Genomic DNA, 15,041 nt, shown 5'->3' on the forward strand with positions numbered 1-15,041 from the left:
CAGAAGGAGCGCGCACATGGCCGCCACCAAGGAAGAGATCATCGAGGGTCTCGCGGAGATCGTGAACGAGATCGCCGGGATCCCGGTCGAGGACGTCGAGGAGGGCAAGTCCTTCACCGACGACCTGGACGTCGACTCGCTGTCCATGGTCGAGGTCGTCGTCGCGGCCGAAGAGCGCTTCGACGTCAAGATCCCGGACGAGGACGTCAAGAACCTGAAGACGGTCGGCGACGCCGCGAAGTACATCCTCGACCACCAGGCCTGAGCCTGATCAGCGTTTGTCGCCACCTGGCGGTGGCGCCGTGAAACATTTCGCACCCTCTATTTGTGGAGAATGAATTCCTGTGAGCCCGACCAATCGCACCGTGGTCGTCACCGGTATCGGCGCAACCACTCCGCTGGGTGGCGACAGCGCTTCGACCTGGGAAGGTCTGCTGGCCGGTCGTTCCGGAGTCAAGCCCCTGGAGGGTGAGCGCTTCGCCGACCTGCCCGTCCGTATCGCCGCTCCGGTCGCCGTCGACCCGAGCGAGGTCCTGCCCCGGCCGCTGGCCCGCAAGCTGGACCGCTCCGCCCAGTTCGCCCTGATCGCCGCCAAGGAGGCGTGGGCCGACGCCGGCTACACCGCCCGGGCCGGCGAGGACTCCTCCGTCTCCCCGGAGCGTCTGGGCACCGTGATCGCCTCCGGCATCGGCGGTGTCACGACCCTGCTCGACCAGTACGACGTACTGAAGGAGAAGGGGGTGCGGCGGGTCTCCCCGCACACCGTCCCCATGCTCATGCCGAACGGCCCGTCGGCCAACGTCGGCCTGGAGGTCAACGCCCAGGCGGGCGTGCACACCCCGGTCAGCGCCTGCGCGTCGGGTGCCGAGGCCATCGGCTACGCCGTGGAGATGATCCGTACCGGCCGCGCCGACGTGGTCGTCGCCGGCGGCACCGAGGCGGCGATCCACCCCCTGCCGATCGCCGCGTTCGCCAACATGATGGCGATGTCCAAGAACAACGAGGAGCCCGAGAAGGCCTCCCGCCCGTACGACAAGGCCCGTGACGGCTTCGTCCTCGGCGAGGGCGCCGGTGTCGTGGTCCTGGAGTCCGCCGAGCACGCGGCCGCGCGCGGTGCCCGCGTGTACTGCGAGGTGCTGGGCCAGGGCCTGTCGGCCGACTCGCACCACATCGCGCAGCCCGAGCCGACCGGCCGCGGTGTCGCCGCGGCGGTGCAGAACCTGCTGGACAACACCGGTCTGAAGCCCTCCGAGATCGTCCACGTCAACGCCCACGCGACGTCCACCCCGCAGGGTGACAGCGCGGAGATCAAGGCGCTGCGCAAGGTCCTCGGTGACGACCTCGACCACGTGGCCGTCTCCGCCACCAAGTCGATGACCGGTCACCTGCTGGGCGGCGCCGGCGGCATCGAGACCGTGGCGACCGTGCTGGCCCTCTACCACCGGACGGCCCCGCCGACCATCAACGTGGACGAGCTGGACGACGACATCGACGCCGACATCGTCGTGGGCGAGCCGCGCGCGCTGCCCGCCGAGGGCCCCATCGCCGCGATCAACAACTCGTTCGGTTTCGGTGGCCACAACGTGACGCTGGCCTTCCGCACCGTCTGACGGACGCGCTCGACGACGTAAGGGCCCCCTCCCCGCGGCGCGGGGAGGGGGCCCTTGCGCGTCAGACCACTTGGTGGAGCCAGCGCACCGGGGCGCCCTCGCCGGCGTAGCGGAAGGGCTCCAGCTCGTCGTCCCAGGGCTTGCCCAGGAGCCGGGCGATCTCCGCCTCCAGGTCGGTCTCGCCGCGCGCGGCGCGCGCCAGCGCGGCCCGCAGCCGGTCCTCGGGCACCAGGATGTCGCCGTGCATGCCGGTGACGGCGTGGAAGATCCCGAGGTCGGGGGTCGAGCTGTAGCGCTCGCCCTCGGCGGTGGCGCAGGGCTCGGCGGTGACCTCGAACCGCAGCAGGTGCCAGCCGCGCAGCGCGGAGGCCAGCTTCGAGGCGGTGCCCGCCTCGGCCTGCCAGGAGAACTCCGCTCTCCAGGTGCCCGGGGAGGCGGGCTGCCTGATCCAGTCGAGGTTCACCCGCACCCCGAGCACGCCCGCGACCGCCCACTCCACATGCGGACAGAGCGCGCGCGGGGCGGAGTGCACGTACAGAACTCCACGTGTCGTCACCGGGACCTCCAGTGTGGGACGAGGTCGGGAATGAAACTCCTGAAAACGGACACTATGTGACGTGATGTAACTTACCGGAAAAGATCGGACAATGCGCCACGGGGCCGGCGGCCGAAACGCCACGGGGGAAAAGCTACCGTGCGGCAGCCGTCCTGGTGTGACGTACGGTCGCTCCGAAGCCCGTGGACACAGAGCATTCACTCAGCAGGACGCCCCCCGTGGACGGGGGGCGACGAGGGAGGATTCCGGCCGATGCGTACCACCCCCGCGCCCCGACGCGCGTCACGCGCCCTCGCGGGCGCCGGCGCGGCGGCAGTTGTGCTGGTCGCGGGGGTGACGGGCTGTTCGAGCGGGGGTTCGGGGACCGGCGGGGAGCGGGACGGGCAGGCCACCGGGCACCCGGCGCCGCGCTGGAACACCTCCCCGGCGTCCATCGCCGCTGTGGGTGACTCCATCACCCGTGGTTTCGATGCCTGTTCGGTTCTCGCGGACTGCCCCGAGGCGTCCTGGGCGACCGGCACCGACCCCGAGGTCCACTCGCTGGCCAGCCGGCTGCTGGGCCAGGCGCAGGCGGCGGTCGGCACCTGGAACTACGCGGTGACCGGCTCCCGGATGGCCGACCTGCCCGGCCAGATGGCCGCGGCGGCGCAGCACCGCCCCGACCTGGTCACCGTGATGGTCGGCTCGAACGACGCCTGCCGGCCCACCGCTTCGGCGATGACCCCGGTGGCGGAGTTCCGCGCCGGTTTCGAGCAGGCGCTCGCCGGTCTGCGCGCGGCCTCGCCGAAGACGCAGGTCTACGTCTCCAGCGTGCCGGACCTCCAGCGGCTGTGGGAGCAGGGCAAGGACAGCCCCGTCGGCCGGCAGATCTGGAAGCTGGGGATCTGCCAGTCGATGCTGGCGGAGCCCCAGTCGCTGGGGCCCGCGGCCACGGCCCGGCGCGAGCAGGTACGCGCCCGGGTGGTGGCGTACAACGAGGCGCTGCGCGAGGTCTGCGCGAAGGACGCGCTGTGCCGCTACGACGGCGGGGCGGTGTTCCAGTTCCCGTTCACGCCCGAGCAGTTGAGCCGCTGGGACTGGTTCCACCCGGGCAAGAACGGCCAGGCGCGGCTGGCGGAGCTGGCGCACCGCCAGGTCACCTCGCCCGAGCCGCCGGCGTAGTACGGGCCGGGGACCCTCCGTCAGGTGCCGCCCCGGCCCCGTTCATGGGTGTTTTTCGGCCACTCGGACGTGCAGGGTTGCCGTCAGCCGCGGATCGGCGTACGAGTGGCTCGCGCGGACCTCGTAGGCACCGGCGACCCGCCGCCAGTCGCCGAGCTCCTCGTCCCAGATCTCGAAGGCCCGGGCGGGCAGGGGGATCTCCGCCTCGACGCTCTCGCCGGGGCCCGCCGTGACGCTCGCGAACCCGGCGAGCCAGGCCGCCGGGCGCTCGGCGGTGTCCTCGACGGGGGCCAGATAGACCTGGACCGTCTCGCGGCCGGGGCGGGTGCCGGTGTTGCGCACGCGGACCCGGACGGCGTCCTCGCGGGCCTCCAGCGACTCGTACGCCCAGTCGGTGTAGCCCAGGCCGTGACCGAAGGGGTAGGCGGGGGTGACGCCGTGCCGCTCGTAGGCGCGGTAGCCGATGAAGAGGCCCTCGGTGTACTCCAGGCGGCCGTCGGCGGGCACGACCTCGGTGACGGGGGCGTCGGCCAGGCGCGCCGGCCAGGTGGTGGGCAGCCGCCCGCCGGGCTCCGCGGCGCCGAGCAGGACGTCGGCCAGGGCCGCGCCGCCCTCCTGGCCGGGGAACCAGCCGATCAGGACGGCGGCCACCTCCTCGCGCCAGGGCAGCTCCACCGGGGAGCCGGCGTTGACGACCACGACGGTGTTCGGGTTGGCCGCGGCCACCGCGCGGACCAGGTCGTCCTGCCGGCCGGGCAGTCGCAGGTCCGTGCGGTCGAAGCCCTCGGACTCCACCCGCTCGGTGGTGGCGACGACCACCACGGCGGTGTCGGCGGCCCGGGCGGCCGCCACGGCCTCGGCGATCAGCTCGTCCGCGGGGCGGCGCGGGCCGAGGTGCAGCAGCGAGAACATGATCGCCTTGAGCGGCAGCTCGCTGAGGTCACCCACCTGGTACCGCAGCGAGACCTCGACCGGCTCGCCCGCGGTGAGGGTGGTCCGGCCGCGTTCGCAGGGGGCGCCGAAGAACGCCTCGAAGGGGTCGGCCTCGTCGCCCATCTCCTGGACGCCCTCCCACAGCGGCTCGCCGCCGACGGTGAGGGCGAAGGCGCCCAGTCCCCGGGTGCCGAAGGCGTGCGCGCCGCTCTCGCGCGGGGTGAAGGTGCCCGTGACCTCGATGGAGGCCAGGGCCTCGTAGGTGACCCCGGCCGGCAGGTCGTCCCCGATCCACTGGACCTGGCCGCTGGGCAGCGTTCCGGTGCCCAGGACCGTGCCGGCGGCGTCGCGGCAGACGGCGCGCAGGACGAACCCCTGGTCTGCCGCGGCCAGTTCGTCGCTGGGCTCGGCGCCGACGGCGTACGTGAGGGCGCCCGGCGGCAGCGCGGCGCCGAGGCCGTCGAGCGGGGAGACCACGCGCTCGGGGAAGACCGTGGCCGAGCCACCGCCCAGCACCCGGGCGTCGCGGGCGGCCGCGCCGATCAGGGCGACCGTACGACCGGCGGAGGCGTCCAGCGGGAGGGCGCCGCCCTCGTTGCGGACCAGGACGAAGGAGCGGGCGGCGATCTCCCGGGCCAGGGCCCGGCCGTCGATCGCGGCGGGCGGCTCGGCGACCGCGGCGGGGGCCCCGGCCAGCAGGCCCACCCGGGCGGCCAGGCGCAGCACGTTGCGCACGGCGCCGTCGACGGCGTCCTCGCCGACCTCGCCGGCGCGTACGGCCTCGGCGAGGGCGGGGCCGTAGACGGTCTGCGGGCCGGGCATGGCCACGTCGAGGCCGCCCTCGATGCAGCCGGTGGTGGAGCGGGCCGCCATCCAGTCGGAGACGTTGCAGCCGTCGAAGCCCCAGTCGCCGCGCAGGACTTCGTTCACCAGGTGGCGGTGCTCGGTCATGGTGGTGCCGTTGACCTGGTTGTACGCCGTCATGACGCCCCAGGGGCGGGCGTTCTTCACGATGGCCTCGAACGGCGCCAGGTACAGCTCGCGCAGCGGGCGCGGGGCGATGGCGTTGTCGACGGTGAAGCGCTCGGTCTCGGCGTCGTTGCCCACGAAGTGCTTGACGGTGGTGCCGACCCCGCCGTCCTGGACGCCCTGGACGTACCCGGTGCCGACGGCCCCGGTGAGCAGCGGGTCCTCGGAGCAGCACTCGAAGTGCCGGCCGCCGAGCGGGGAGCGGTGCAGGTTGACGGTGGGGGCGAGGAGCACGTGGACGCCCTTGCGGCGGGCCTCCTGGGCGAGCAGCCGGCCGGCCCGGCGGGCGAGGGCCGGGTCCCAGGCGGCGGCCAGCGCGGTCGGCGAGGGCAGGGCGATCGAGGGGTCGTCGGCGCTCCAGCGCACCCCGCGGACCCCGATCGGGCCGTCGGACATCACCAGCGGGCCCAGGCCGATCTCGGGCAGGGCCGGCAGGGTCCACATGTCCTGCCCGGCCAGCAGGCGGGTCTTGGTGTCGAGGTCGAGCTTGTCGAGGGCGGCTTCCACCGCGTCGGTGCGGGCCTGGTCGCGGGTGCGGGCGTCTGAGGGCACGGCCGTGCCTCCTCGTCGGGTGCGGGTGGGGGTGGGGGGCGGGAGTGCGGACCGCGGCGTGGCGGGATCCAGGGTCCAGGGGCCGACCCCATCGTGGACCCGTTGACCTGTGGAGCGGTAGGGTTCGTTATGTTTTCGTGACGAGGCTTATGGCGTACGGTCCTGCTGCGAGCGCGACGAAGGGGCGGAGGGCCATGGTCAGGGCGAAGAGCGAGGAGCGGCGGGCGGACATCGTCCGGGCCGCCGTCGAGGTGATCGCCGAGCGGGGGTACCGCGGCGCGTCCCTGGCCGCCGTCGCCGAGCGCGTGGGCCTCACCCAGCAGGGGCTGCTGCACTACTTCCCCACCAAGGAGGCCCTGCTGGTGGCGGTGCTGGAGGAGCGGGACCGCTGGGACACCGGCGGCGGCGCCCGCGCCTCGGCCGGGCAGTGGCGGCTGGACCTGCTGGCCTCGCTGGTGGACTACAACGCGATGCGGCCCGGGATCGTGCAGACCTTCTCGGCGCTGCTCGGCGAGAGCGTGACGGACGGTCATCCGGCCCGGGAGTTCTTCACCGAGCGGTACGCGCAGGTCCGCGCGGAGATGGCGGCGGTGCTGCGGGCGGAGTTCGGCGACCGGCTGCCCTCGGGCCTGACCCCCGAGGAGGCGGCCCCGCTGCTGACGGCCGTGATGGACGGCCTGCAGTACCAGTGGCTGCTCGCCCCGGAGGCGGTGGACATGCCGGCGGCGTTCCGCTCCTTCCTGACGCTGCTCCACGGCGGTGCCGGGGCGTAGGCCGCTACGCCGTCCCGGGCGGGCGGGTGTGTCGGTCGCGGGCCCGGCCGCCGGGGTGCGGCACGGTGGGCGGCGTACGCCGCCGTCCGACGGCCCCCGTGAGCCCACGTGAGAGGTGCGCATGACCGACGACGCCCCGGCCCGGCCCCGCCGCCGTACGGTGCTGCTCGCCGCCGGCTCGGCCGGCATCGCCGCCCTGACCTCCGCCTGCTCCGGCTCCGCCGGCACCTCCGGCGGCTCCGGTTCCGCCCGCCGGCCGGCCGCCCCGGCGGCGGCGTCGGCCACGGTCCCGGGGGCGGCCGCCCCGCAGTGCGTGCTCACCCCGGAGGCCGGTACGGGCCCGTACTACGTCGACCTCGACCGGGCCCGGTCCGACGTCGTCGAGGACCGCGAAGGGGTCCCGCTGCGGCTGGACCTGACGGTGGTGCGGGTCTCCGCCGGCTGCCGACCGCTGGCCGGGGTGCCGATCGACCTGTGGCAGGCCGACGCCTCCGGTTCCTACTCGCTGGGCGGCGACACGTTCCTGCGCGGCACCCAGATCACCGACCGGGCCGGGAAGGTGACGTTCCGGACGATCGTGCCGGGCTGGTACGCGGGCCTGGCCCCGCACATCCACTTCAAGGTGCGCCCGGAGACCCGGACCGAGACCGCCTCGCAGCTGTACTTCCCCGAGGACCTGCTGCGGCAGGTCTACGCCGGCGCGCCGTACGCCGGGCGCACCGCGCCGAAGAACCCCAACGGCCGCGACAGCCGCTACCGCGACTTCGGCCCCACCATGACCCTCAAGCCGGTCCCGGACGGCGACTCCGGCTATCAGGCGGAGTACGTCATCGGCATCGCCTGAGCCGGGCCGCCGGGCCGCCGGCCCATGGACGCCGGCAGCGGTCGGAGCTCGGCGGGCGGCGGGCGACGGGCCGGGCAGCGGGCAGCGGGCGCGGACGGGATCAGCGGGTGCGGACGGCCGACAGGTCCCGGTCCGCCAGGTCCGTCCGCCCGGCCAGGGCGTCGTGGACGGCCTCCAGCACCGGCAGCGGGGCGAGCGCGGTGGCCAGGGCGACGTCCTTGGCGGCCAGCCGCACCGGGAAGTGGGCGACGTCGGAGTACGCCCGGGCGACCGCCCCGGCCAGCGGGCCCTTGGCCAGTTCGGCGCGCAGCAGTTCCTCGGGCAGGCCCAGCGTCCGGCCCAGTTCCAGCGACTCGGCGACCAGCGCGACCCCGCCGATCGCCGCGTTGATCAGCACGAGCTTGAGGGCGGCGCCCGAGCCGGCCGGGCCGCACCGGGTGACCTCGCCGAGCAGGTCGAGCACCTCGGCGACCGGCCCGGGCAGCGGGCCGCCCGCGAGCACCCACAGCCCGCCGTTCGCGGCCCGGTCCACACTGCCCATCACGGGCGCGTCGGTCAGCGTCACCCCGGCCGGCAGCCGCCCGGCCAGCTCCCGTACGGCGTCCGGGCCGATGGTCGAGGTGTCGATCCAGTGGGTGCCCGGCCGCAGGGCCGGCACGATCTCGTCCGCCACGGCGAGGGCGGCCGGTGCGTCGGCCAGCATGGTGACGACGACGTCCGCGTCGCGCACGGCCTCGGCCGGGGACGCGGCGACGGTCGCGCCCTCCCCGGCGAGCGGGGCGGCCTTGGCCGCCGTCCGGTTCCAGACGGTCAACGAGCGGCCCGAGGCGAGCAGGTGACGGGCCATCGGCAGGCCCATGGCGCCGAGCCCGAGGAATGCGATCTTCTCCATGCCTCGACGCTAGGAGCCGTCCCGCCATGCGACAAGCGAATGTCTAGCATGGCTGCCATGCCCAATCCGCAGAGCATGAGCCTGTACACGGTCTTCCTGCGGGTGGCCCGCGACTCCTCCTTCACCGCGGCCGCCCGGACGCTCGGCTACACCCAGTCCGCGGTGTCCCGGCAGATCCAGACCCTGGAGGACGAGTGGGGGGTGCCGCTGTTCGACCGGCTGCCGCGCGGGGTGCGGCTCACCGAGGCCGGCCGCGTGCTGCTGCCGCACGCCGAGGCCGTCGAGGCGCGCCTGGCCACGGCGCGCGCCGAGATCGAGGCGCTGCGCACGCTGGCCGCCGGGCGGCTGCGGATCGGCGCGTTCGCCACGGCCGACGCCCAGTTGCTGCCGAGCGCGCTGGCCGCCTTCCGGGCCCGGCATCCGGGGGTACGCGTGACCCGGGCCGAGGGGCTCTCGGCCGGGCTGCTCCAGCTGCTGACCGCCGGTGAGCTCGACCTCGCCGTCGTCACCGCGCCCGAGGGGGCCCCGGACGGGGTGGAGCTGCACCATCTGCTGGACGAGCGGATGTACGTGGCCCTGCCCCGGAGCCATCCGCTGGCCGGCCGCACCGACGTGCGGCTGGCGGAGCTCGCGGACGAGGAGTGGATCGCGGGCAGCACGCGCCCGGAGCAGACCCTGATGCGGACGGCCGTGGCCGACGGGTTCCGCCCGCGCCCCGGCTTCGTGGTGGCCGAGTGGATCGCGAAACAGGGTTTCGTCGCGGCCGGTCTGGGCGTCACGCTGGTCCCGGCGCTGGCGGCGTGCGCCGCCCGGCCGGACCTCGCGCTGGTCGCCCTGCACCCCGACGACGCCCCCTGGCGCGCCGTGTACGCGGCCACGCCGCGCGGCCCGGCCCCCACCCCGGCGGTCGCCGCCTTCCTGGCGCTGCTGCGGCAGGCCGCGGGCCGCCTGGCATCCTGAGCCGCATGAGGATCGCCGCCGCCCAGCTGACCTGCGTCCCCGCCGACATACCCGCCAACGCCGCCCGGGCCGCGGCCCTGGCCGTACGGGCGCGGGAGGAGGGTGCCGGGCTCGTGGTGCTGCCCGAACTCGTCCTCACCGGCTACGAGCTGCCGGCGCTGGCCGGTGACCCGTCGCTCCTGGTGACGGCGGACGACCCGCGGCTGGACCCGCTGCGCTCCAGCGGGATCGCCACGGTCGTCAACTGCGCCGTGCCGGGCGGCGGTCCCCGTCCGCTGATCGCCTCGCTGGTCCACGACGCCGACGGCACGCTGCTGACCACGTACGCCAAGCAGCACCTCTACGAGCAGGAGCACGCGCACTTCGCGGCGGGCACCGGCGACGGCCGCTTCGAACTCGGCGGCCTGCGGTTCTGCCTGGCCACCTGCTACGACAACCACTTCCCGGAGCTCGCCGCCCGCGGCGCGGCCGACGGCTGCCGGGTGCACCTGGCCAGCTCGCTGTACGGCACCGGCGCGGGCGTGCGGGAGCGGGCCACGGTGTACCCGGCCCTCGCGCGCGACCACGGCCTGTACGTCGCCCTCGCCAACCACGTCGGCCCGGCCGGGCCGTGGACCGGCTGCGGCGGCGCCGCGGTGTGGGCGCCGGACGGCACCCTGCTGGCGGAGGCGGACGGCCGCACCCCGGGGCTGGCCGTCGCGGACGTGCCGGGACCGGCGGCGGGGCGCTGACGCGGAGCCGCCGGACGGCCGGACGCCCGGCCGCCGCGCCCGCCGGGGCGTCAGGCCGGCTGGCGCATCCGGTGCTTGGCGCCCCAGGCGCTCAAGGGGGCGAGGGCCTCGTTGAGTTCGGCGCCGAGCGGGGTGAGGGAGTACTCCACGCGGGGCGGGACCTCGTCGTAGACCTCGCGGTGGACGATGCCGTCCGCCTCCATCTCGCGCAGGTGCGCGGCGAGGACCTTCTCGGTGATCCCCTCGATGCGGCGGCGCAGTTCACCGAACCGGCACGGTCCGCTCTCCAGGACCCACAGGACGATCACCTTCCACTTGCCGCCCATGACCTCCATCGCCGCGTCGAGCCCGCACTGCGCCGCGCCCGGCCGCTTCGCCACCGCCATGTCCGCTCCCCCTGCCGTCCTTCCGACCTGCTTGCTCACCTCAGGGTAAGCACCCACTTCGAAGTACGTACTTGATCCACTTCCAGCCGGGGCCGAGGCTGGGGACATGACCCAGACTGCGAACACCAGTACGAACGACCGAACCGCCCGCACCCCCGTCGCCCTCCTCGGCCTGGGCGCCATGGGCACCGCCCTCGCCCGCGCCTGGCTGGCCGCGGGGCACCCCCTGACCGTCTGGAACCGCACGCCCGCCCGCGCCGAGGCCCTGGCGGCCGAGGGCGCCGTCGTCGCCGCCACGGCCGCCGACGCGGTGGCCGCGGCCGAGCTGGTCGTCGTCTGCCTGCTGGACGACGCCTCGGTCGGCACGGCCCTCGCCGACGCCGACCTGACCGGCAAGGACCTCGTCGACCTGGTCACCGGCACGCCGTCCGAGGCCCGCGAGCGGGCGCGGTGGGCCGAGGGCCGCGGGGCCCGGTTCCTGGACGGCGGGATCATGGCCGTGCCCCCGATGATCGGGGTGCCGGACTCCGGCGGCTACGTCTTCTACAGCGGCTCCCGCGCGCTGTTCGACCGGCACCGGGCGGCCCTGGAGGTCCCGGCCGGCGCCCGCTTCGCGGGCACGGACCCGGGCGCGGCGGCCCTGCACGACGGTGCCCTGCTGTGTGCGATGTACGGGCTCTTCGCCGGGATGACCCACGCCTTCGCCCTGGTCGAGGGCGAGGACGTCGACCGCGCGGCCTTCACCTCGGTGCTGACCGAGTGGCTGGGGGCCATGACCGCCGTGCACGCCGCGGGCGCGGCGGCCGGACCCGCCTCGCCCCTGGCCATGCAGGTGGCGGCCACCGCCACGCTGCTGCGCACGACGGAGGAACAGGGGGTCGACCCCGGCCTGGTCCAGCCCTACTTCCGTCTGATGGAACGCCAGCTGGCCCGGGGCGGCGACGAGGCGGCCGGCCTGGTCTCCCTGCTGCGGGACCGGGCGTAGCCGCACACCCGGCGGCCCGGGCCCGGCTCAGCCCTGCCGCGGGTCCTGGAAGGGCGCGGGCGCCGGCCCGAAGCCGTGCTGCGGTGGCGCGGCCGGGTACGGGGCGGGGCCGCCCGCGGCAGCCGGGGGCGGAGCCTGGTGCGGGCCGGCCGCGGGCCCGGCGTCGGTCCGGTCCCCGCCGGCCGGTTCGGCGCCGGTCAGCTCGCGGACCATCAAGGTGGCGCCCGCCACCGCGCCCGGCATCAGGAAGACCGCCACCAGCGGCACCAGGAAGGCCAGGACCAGCGGCACGCCGAAGCCCAGGGCCATCGCCCGGTGCGAGCGCAGCAGGGCCAGCCGCTCGGGGAGCTCCGCCCGGCGGCGCTGGAGGGCGACACTGGTGAGCTCCACGCTCAGGAAGAAGCCGGAGACGCAGAAGCCGATCACCGGGACCACCGTCTGGCCGATCACCGGGATGAAGCCGAGGGCGAAGAGCACGATGCCGTAGCAGACCACCCGGACCAGCAGCCGCACGCTGTCGCGGGCCGAGATCCACAGCTCACGGCCCAGCGAGAGCCCGGACTCGGGCACCTCCCCGCCCTCGGTGCGGTCGACCTGCTCCGACAGGGACTCGTAGAACGGCTCACCGATCAGCAGGGTCACCGCGGTGAAGGTGATGACGGAGAGGAACAGGCCGAGGCTGAACAGCAGGGCGGTCAGGAAGCCGCGGAACAGGCCGAGCCAGGGCGAGCCCCAGCCGTCGGCGAACGGTGTCGCCCAGGACACCAGGTCGTCGGCGCCGTACCCGAGGCCGACCAGTGCGCCGGCGTACAGCACCAACGACACCAGCCCCGGCAGCAGACCGAAACCGAACCAGCGGCCGTGCCGCGCCACCCATCGCTGTCCGGCCATCAGGTGGCCGAATCCCCGCCCAAGATCTCCCATGGTCGCCAGCTTACGGGCGGGAACGGCGAAGGCCGCACCCCGGACGGGGTGCGGCCTTCGCGGTCACGCGCGGGACGGCGCTCAGACGGCCAGCTCGACCGTAATGTTGCCGCGGGTGGCCTTGGAGTACGGGCAGACCTGGTGGGCCTTCTCGATGAGCTCCTTGGCCTTGGTGTCGTCCACGTTCGGGATCGTGGCGGAGATCTTGACGATCAGGCCGAAGCCCTCGTCGTTCTTGCCGATGCCGACCTCGGCGGTGACGGTGGAGCCGGAGATGTCGGCGCCCTCGTTGCGGGCGACGACGCCGAGGGCGCCCTGGAAGCAGGCGCTGTAACCGGCGGCGAAGAGCTGCTCGGGGTTGGTGCCCGCGCCGCTGCCGCCCATCGCCTTCGGCGGGTTGACGACGACGTCGAGCTGGCCGTCGTCGGTGGCGACACGGCCGTCGCGGCCGTTCTCGGCGGTGGCCACGGCGGTGTAGAGAACGTCGGACTGCTGGATGGACATGAGTGTTGCGATCCTCCTGGTCGGCGTCCCGACTCGCGCCCCGGTCGTGACGGTGTGAGGGAGAGCCTAACGGGTGAAAGAAACGATCATCTTTCCGGTGTTCTCGCCGCGCAGCATGCCCAGGAAGGCGTCGGTGGCGTTCTCCACGCCCTCGACGACGGTCTCGTCGTGGACGAGCTCGCCCGAGCGGAGCCAGCCGGCCACGTCGGAGACGAAGCGGTCCTGGATGCCGTAGTGGTCGCCGACCAGGATGCCCTGCAGGCGCAGCCGCTTGCCGATGACGGCGACGAGGTTGCGCGGGCCGGGGGCCGGCTCGGTGTCGTTGTACTGGGCGATGGCACCGCACAGGGTGGCGCGGCCGTGCACCTTCAGGGCGCCGATGGCGGCTTCGAGGTGGTCGCCGCCGACGTTGTCGAAGTAGACGTCGATGCCCTCGGGGGCGGCCTCCTTCAGCTGCTCGGCGACGGGGCCGTTCTTGTAGTTGAAGGCGGCGTCGAAGCCGTACTTCTCGGTGAGCAGCGTCACCTTCTCGTCGGAGCCGGCCGAGCCGATCACCCGCGAGGCGCCCTTGATCTTCGCGAACTGGCCGACCAGGCTGCCGACCGCACCGGCGGCGCCGGAGACGAAGACGGCGTCGCCCTCCTTGAAGGAGGCGGTCTCGAACAGGCCGGCGTACGCGGTCAGGCCCGGCATGCCGAGCACGCCGAGGTAGCTGGAGAGCGGGGCGACGGAGGCGTCCACCTTGGTGGCGTGGGCGGCGTCCACGTCCGCGTACTCGCGCCAGCCCAGCCCGTGCAGGACGTGGTCGCCGACGGCGAAGCCCTCGGCCGCGGAGGCGACGACCTCGCCGACCGCGCCGCCGTCCATCGGCCGGTCCAGCTGGAACGGCGGGATGTACGACTTCGTGTCGTTCATCCGGCCGCGCATGTACGGGTCCACCGACATGTGGAGGTTGCGCACGAGGATCCGGCCGGGCGCGGGGGCGGTCACGGGCGCCTCGCGCAGGGCGAAGTCCTCGGCGACGGGCCAGCCCTGGGGACGGCGGACCAGGTGCCACTCGCGGCTGACGGCAGGGATGACGGACATGGAAGGCTCCAAGGGAAGGATTTACTTCAGGAACTGAAACAACCATGCGCCTGGATATTTCATGTTGTCAAGTAAACCGGTACGCTGATGCCATGCCCAGTCGTCGTACGGACCCCCTGACCGTCGAGGTCGTCGAGCTCATCGGCGATGTCGTGGCCCGCTACCACCAGGAGTACGAGCAGGCGGCCGCGAGCCACCAGCTCACCGGCGCCCAGGCGCGGGTCCTCGGCCTGCTGGCCGTGGAGGCGACGCCGATGCGGCGGATCGCCCAGAAGCTGAAGTGCGAACCGTCCAACATCACCGGGATCGTGGACCGGCTGGAGAGCCGGGGCCTGGTCGAACGCCGCCCGGACCCGGCCGACCGCCGGGTGAAGCTGGCCGCCGCCACGCAGGAGGGGATGCAGACCGCCGACCGGCTGCGGGAGTCCCTGGACTTCGCGCGGGAGCCGCTGGCGGCGCTGTCGGAGGAGGAGCGGACCGCGCTCAGGGACCTGCTGCGGCGGATGCTGGGCTGAGCTCCGGCCGGACGCCGCGCAGGACGCCGGGCCGGGTTCCCGCCGGGCTCAGCACTGCCCGAAGAGCCTGTCCCAGAAGCTGCACGACTTGGTCGGCGTGGGGCTCGGGCCCGGCGGCGGGGTCGAGGTGCCGGGCCTCGGTGAGCCCGGGGCGGTGGGACCGGTGGTGGCCGTGGGCCCGCCCGAGCCCGACGGTGACGGCACGCCGCTCGTGGACGGGGCCGGGGGCGAGGTGGAGGCGGAGGGAGAGCTGACCGGCGAGCGCGAGGGCCCCTTGCCCGCGCCGGCGGTGGCCTTGCCCGAGGGCTTGGGGGCCTGACCCAGCGTGGGCCTCACCGTGCCGGCGCCCGCCGGGGCGCTCGGGGCGGCCGGATCCGGGGCGGGGCCGTCGTCGGTCAGCACCACGCTGGAGGCGCGGTCGGTGGCCGACGCCGGCGCCTCGGCGGTGATCCGGGCCACCACGAACGAGCCGAGCGCGGCGATCAGCAGCCCGAGCCCCGCGGTCATGGCCGTCTTGCGGCGGCGCCGCTCCCCGGCCCGGCGGCGGGCGGCTCCGCCACCGCGCCCGGAGTAGGGGGCGGCCAGCACGACGAGCCCGTC

Annotated in this window: 17 protein-coding genes; 9 read left to right on the plus strand and 8 right to left on the minus strand. The window is 74.5% G+C overall.

Annotated elements, in window-relative coordinates:
- Positions 1-16: 16 nt before the first annotated feature.
- Both LG632_RS16235 and fabF read left to right on the plus strand, forming a co-directional pair.
- Positions 17-265 (plus strand): acyl carrier protein, encoded by a 249-nt coding sequence (locus tag LG632_RS16235; RefSeq protein ID WP_125643072.1) that lies wholly within the window; start codon positions 17-19, stop codon positions 263-265.
- Positions 266-344: 79 nt separating this feature from the next.
- Positions 345-1,610: a beta-ketoacyl-ACP synthase II gene (fabF, locus tag LG632_RS16240; RefSeq protein WP_226728008.1), complete on the plus strand. Its 1,266-nt coding sequence runs from the start codon at positions 345-347 to the stop codon at positions 1,608-1,610.
- 61 nt (positions 1,611-1,671) lie between these two features.
- Here the strand turns inward: fabF and LG632_RS16245 are convergent, their stop codons facing one another.
- Positions 1,672-2,166 carry a DUF3145 domain-containing protein gene (locus LG632_RS16245; protein WP_226728009.1) on the minus strand — a complete coding sequence of 165 codons (495 nt, stop codon included), beginning with the start codon at positions 2,164-2,166 and terminating at the stop codon, positions 1,672-1,674.
- A gap of 252 nt (positions 2,167-2,418) precedes the next feature.
- On the opposite strand from LG632_RS16245, the gene LG632_RS16250 reads away from it, so the two are divergent.
- Positions 2,419-3,327, plus strand: coding sequence for an SGNH/GDSL hydrolase family protein (locus LG632_RS16250; RefSeq protein WP_226728011.1), 909 nt, complete (start codon positions 2,419-2,421; stop codon positions 3,325-3,327).
- Positions 3,328-3,369: 42 nt separating this feature from the next.
- Here LG632_RS16250 and LG632_RS16255 read toward each other — a convergent pair whose 3' ends face one another.
- A complete protein-coding gene (locus tag LG632_RS16255; protein WP_226728013.1) occupies positions 3,370-5,841 on the minus strand; it encodes a beta-glucosidase in 2,472 nt (823 codons plus the stop codon).
- A gap of 194 nt (positions 5,842-6,035) precedes the next feature.
- Between LG632_RS16255 and LG632_RS16260 the strand changes: the two genes are divergently transcribed.
- Positions 6,036-6,614 carry a TetR/AcrR family transcriptional regulator gene (locus tag LG632_RS16260; RefSeq protein ID WP_226728015.1) on the plus strand — a complete coding sequence of 193 codons (579 nt, stop codon included), beginning with the start codon at positions 6,036-6,038 and terminating at the stop codon, positions 6,612-6,614.
- Between the two features lie 121 nt (positions 6,615-6,735).
- Complete coding sequence (locus tag LG632_RS16265; protein ID WP_226728016.1) at positions 6,736-7,458, plus strand: dioxygenase family protein; 723 nt, start codon at positions 6,736-6,738, stop codon at positions 7,456-7,458.
- 100 nt (positions 7,459-7,558) lie between these two features.
- Here LG632_RS16265 and LG632_RS16270 read toward each other — a convergent pair whose 3' ends face one another.
- Entirely contained in the window at positions 7,559-8,350 is a 792-nt protein-coding gene (locus tag LG632_RS16270) for an NAD(P)-dependent oxidoreductase (protein WP_226728018.1), read from the minus strand.
- A gap of 48 nt (positions 8,351-8,398) precedes the next feature.
- On the opposite strand from LG632_RS16270, the gene LG632_RS16275 reads away from it, so the two are divergent.
- Positions 8,399-9,310 carry a LysR family transcriptional regulator gene (locus tag LG632_RS16275; RefSeq protein WP_226728019.1) on the plus strand — a complete coding sequence of 304 codons (912 nt, stop codon included), beginning with the start codon at positions 8,399-8,401 and terminating at the stop codon, positions 9,308-9,310.
- A 5-nt stretch (positions 9,311-9,315) separates the two neighbouring features.
- Positions 9,316-10,041, plus strand: coding sequence for a carbon-nitrogen hydrolase family protein (locus tag LG632_RS16280; protein ID WP_226728021.1), 726 nt, complete (start codon positions 9,316-9,318; stop codon positions 10,039-10,041).
- A 50-nt stretch (positions 10,042-10,091) separates the two neighbouring features.
- Here the strand turns inward: LG632_RS16280 and LG632_RS16285 are convergent, their stop codons facing one another.
- Positions 10,092-10,427 carry a winged helix-turn-helix transcriptional regulator gene (locus LG632_RS16285; RefSeq protein ID WP_226728023.1) on the minus strand — a complete coding sequence of 112 codons (336 nt, stop codon included), beginning with the start codon at positions 10,425-10,427 and terminating at the stop codon, positions 10,092-10,094.
- Positions 10,428-10,533: 106 nt separating this feature from the next.
- Between LG632_RS16285 and LG632_RS16290 the strand changes: the two genes are divergently transcribed.
- Complete coding sequence (locus LG632_RS16290) at positions 10,534-11,412, plus strand: NAD(P)-dependent oxidoreductase (protein ID WP_226728025.1); 879 nt, start codon at positions 10,534-10,536, stop codon at positions 11,410-11,412.
- 27 nt (positions 11,413-11,439) lie between these two features.
- On the opposite strand, the gene LG632_RS16295 is transcribed toward LG632_RS16290, so the two are convergent.
- The 3 genes from LG632_RS16295 to LG632_RS16305 form a co-directional block, all read right to left on the minus strand.
- Positions 11,440-12,336, minus strand: coding sequence for an EI24 domain-containing protein (locus LG632_RS16295; protein WP_226728027.1), 897 nt, complete (start codon positions 12,334-12,336; stop codon positions 11,440-11,442).
- 81 nt (positions 12,337-12,417) lie between these two features.
- Positions 12,418-12,840 carry an organic hydroperoxide resistance protein gene (locus LG632_RS16300; protein ID WP_226728028.1) on the minus strand — a complete coding sequence of 141 codons (423 nt, stop codon included), beginning with the start codon at positions 12,838-12,840 and terminating at the stop codon, positions 12,418-12,420.
- 66 nt (positions 12,841-12,906) lie between these two features.
- Positions 12,907-13,926: an NADP-dependent oxidoreductase gene (locus tag LG632_RS16305; RefSeq protein WP_226728030.1), complete on the minus strand. Its 1,020-nt coding sequence runs from the start codon at positions 13,924-13,926 to the stop codon at positions 12,907-12,909.
- A 92-nt stretch (positions 13,927-14,018) separates the two neighbouring features.
- Between LG632_RS16305 and LG632_RS16310 the strand changes: the two genes are divergently transcribed.
- Positions 14,019-14,441 (plus strand): MarR family winged helix-turn-helix transcriptional regulator, encoded by a 423-nt coding sequence (locus tag LG632_RS16310; protein WP_226728031.1) that lies wholly within the window; start codon positions 14,019-14,021, stop codon positions 14,439-14,441.
- A gap of 48 nt (positions 14,442-14,489) precedes the next feature.
- On the opposite strand, the gene LG632_RS16315 is transcribed toward LG632_RS16310, so the two are convergent.
- A partial coding sequence (locus LG632_RS16315; RefSeq protein ID WP_226728032.1) for a hypothetical protein occupies positions 14,490-15,041 on the minus strand: 552 nt, incomplete at its 5' end.

This window comes from Streptomyces antimicrobicus (genome assembly GCF_020532625.1).
GTDB classification, from domain to species: Bacteria; Actinomycetota; Actinomycetes; order Streptomycetales; family Streptomycetaceae; genus Streptomyces; species Streptomyces antimicrobicus.

Bases quoted from the DNA above. Each gene is read 5' to 3' on its own strand.
- LG632_RS16235 (WP_125643072.1), top strand. From the start codon at position 17: ATGGCCGCCACCAAGGAAGAGATCATCGAGGGTCTCGCGGAGATCGTG.
- LG632_RS16250 (WP_226728011.1), top strand. From the start codon at position 2,419: ATGCGTACCACCCCCGCGCCCCGACGCGCGTCACGCGCCCTCGCGGGC.
- LG632_RS16260 (WP_226728015.1), top strand. From the start codon at position 6,036: ATGGTCAGGGCGAAGAGCGAGGAGCGGCGGGCGGACATCGTCCGGGCC.
- LG632_RS16265 (WP_226728016.1), top strand. From the start codon at position 6,736: ATGACCGACGACGCCCCGGCCCGGCCCCGCCGCCGTACGGTGCTGCTC.
- LG632_RS16270 (WP_226728018.1), bottom strand. From the start codon at position 8,350: ATGGAGAAGATCGCATTCCTCGGGCTCGGCGCCATGGGCCTGCCGATG.
- LG632_RS16275 (WP_226728019.1), top strand. From the start codon at position 8,399: ATGGCTGCCATGCCCAATCCGCAGAGCATGAGCCTGTACACGGTCTTC.
- LG632_RS16280 (WP_226728021.1), top strand. From the start codon at position 9,316: ATGAGGATCGCCGCCGCCCAGCTGACCTGCGTCCCCGCCGACATACCC.
- LG632_RS16285 (WP_226728023.1), bottom strand. From the start codon at position 10,427: ATGGCGGTGGCGAAGCGGCCGGGCGCGGCGCAGTGCGGGCTCGACGCG.
- LG632_RS16290 (WP_226728025.1), top strand. From the start codon at position 10,534: ATGACCCAGACTGCGAACACCAGTACGAACGACCGAACCGCCCGCACC.
- LG632_RS16295 (WP_226728027.1), bottom strand. From the start codon at position 12,336: ATGGGAGATCTTGGGCGGGGATTCGGCCACCTGATGGCCGGACAGCGA.
- LG632_RS16300 (WP_226728028.1), bottom strand. From the start codon at position 12,840: ATGTCCATCCAGCAGTCCGACGTTCTCTACACCGCCGTGGCCACCGCC.
- LG632_RS16305 (WP_226728030.1), bottom strand. From the start codon at position 13,926: ATGTCCGTCATCCCTGCCGTCAGCCGCGAGTGGCACCTGGTCCGCCGT.
- LG632_RS16310 (WP_226728031.1), top strand. From the start codon at position 14,019: ATGCCCAGTCGTCGTACGGACCCCCTGACCGTCGAGGTCGTCGAGCTC.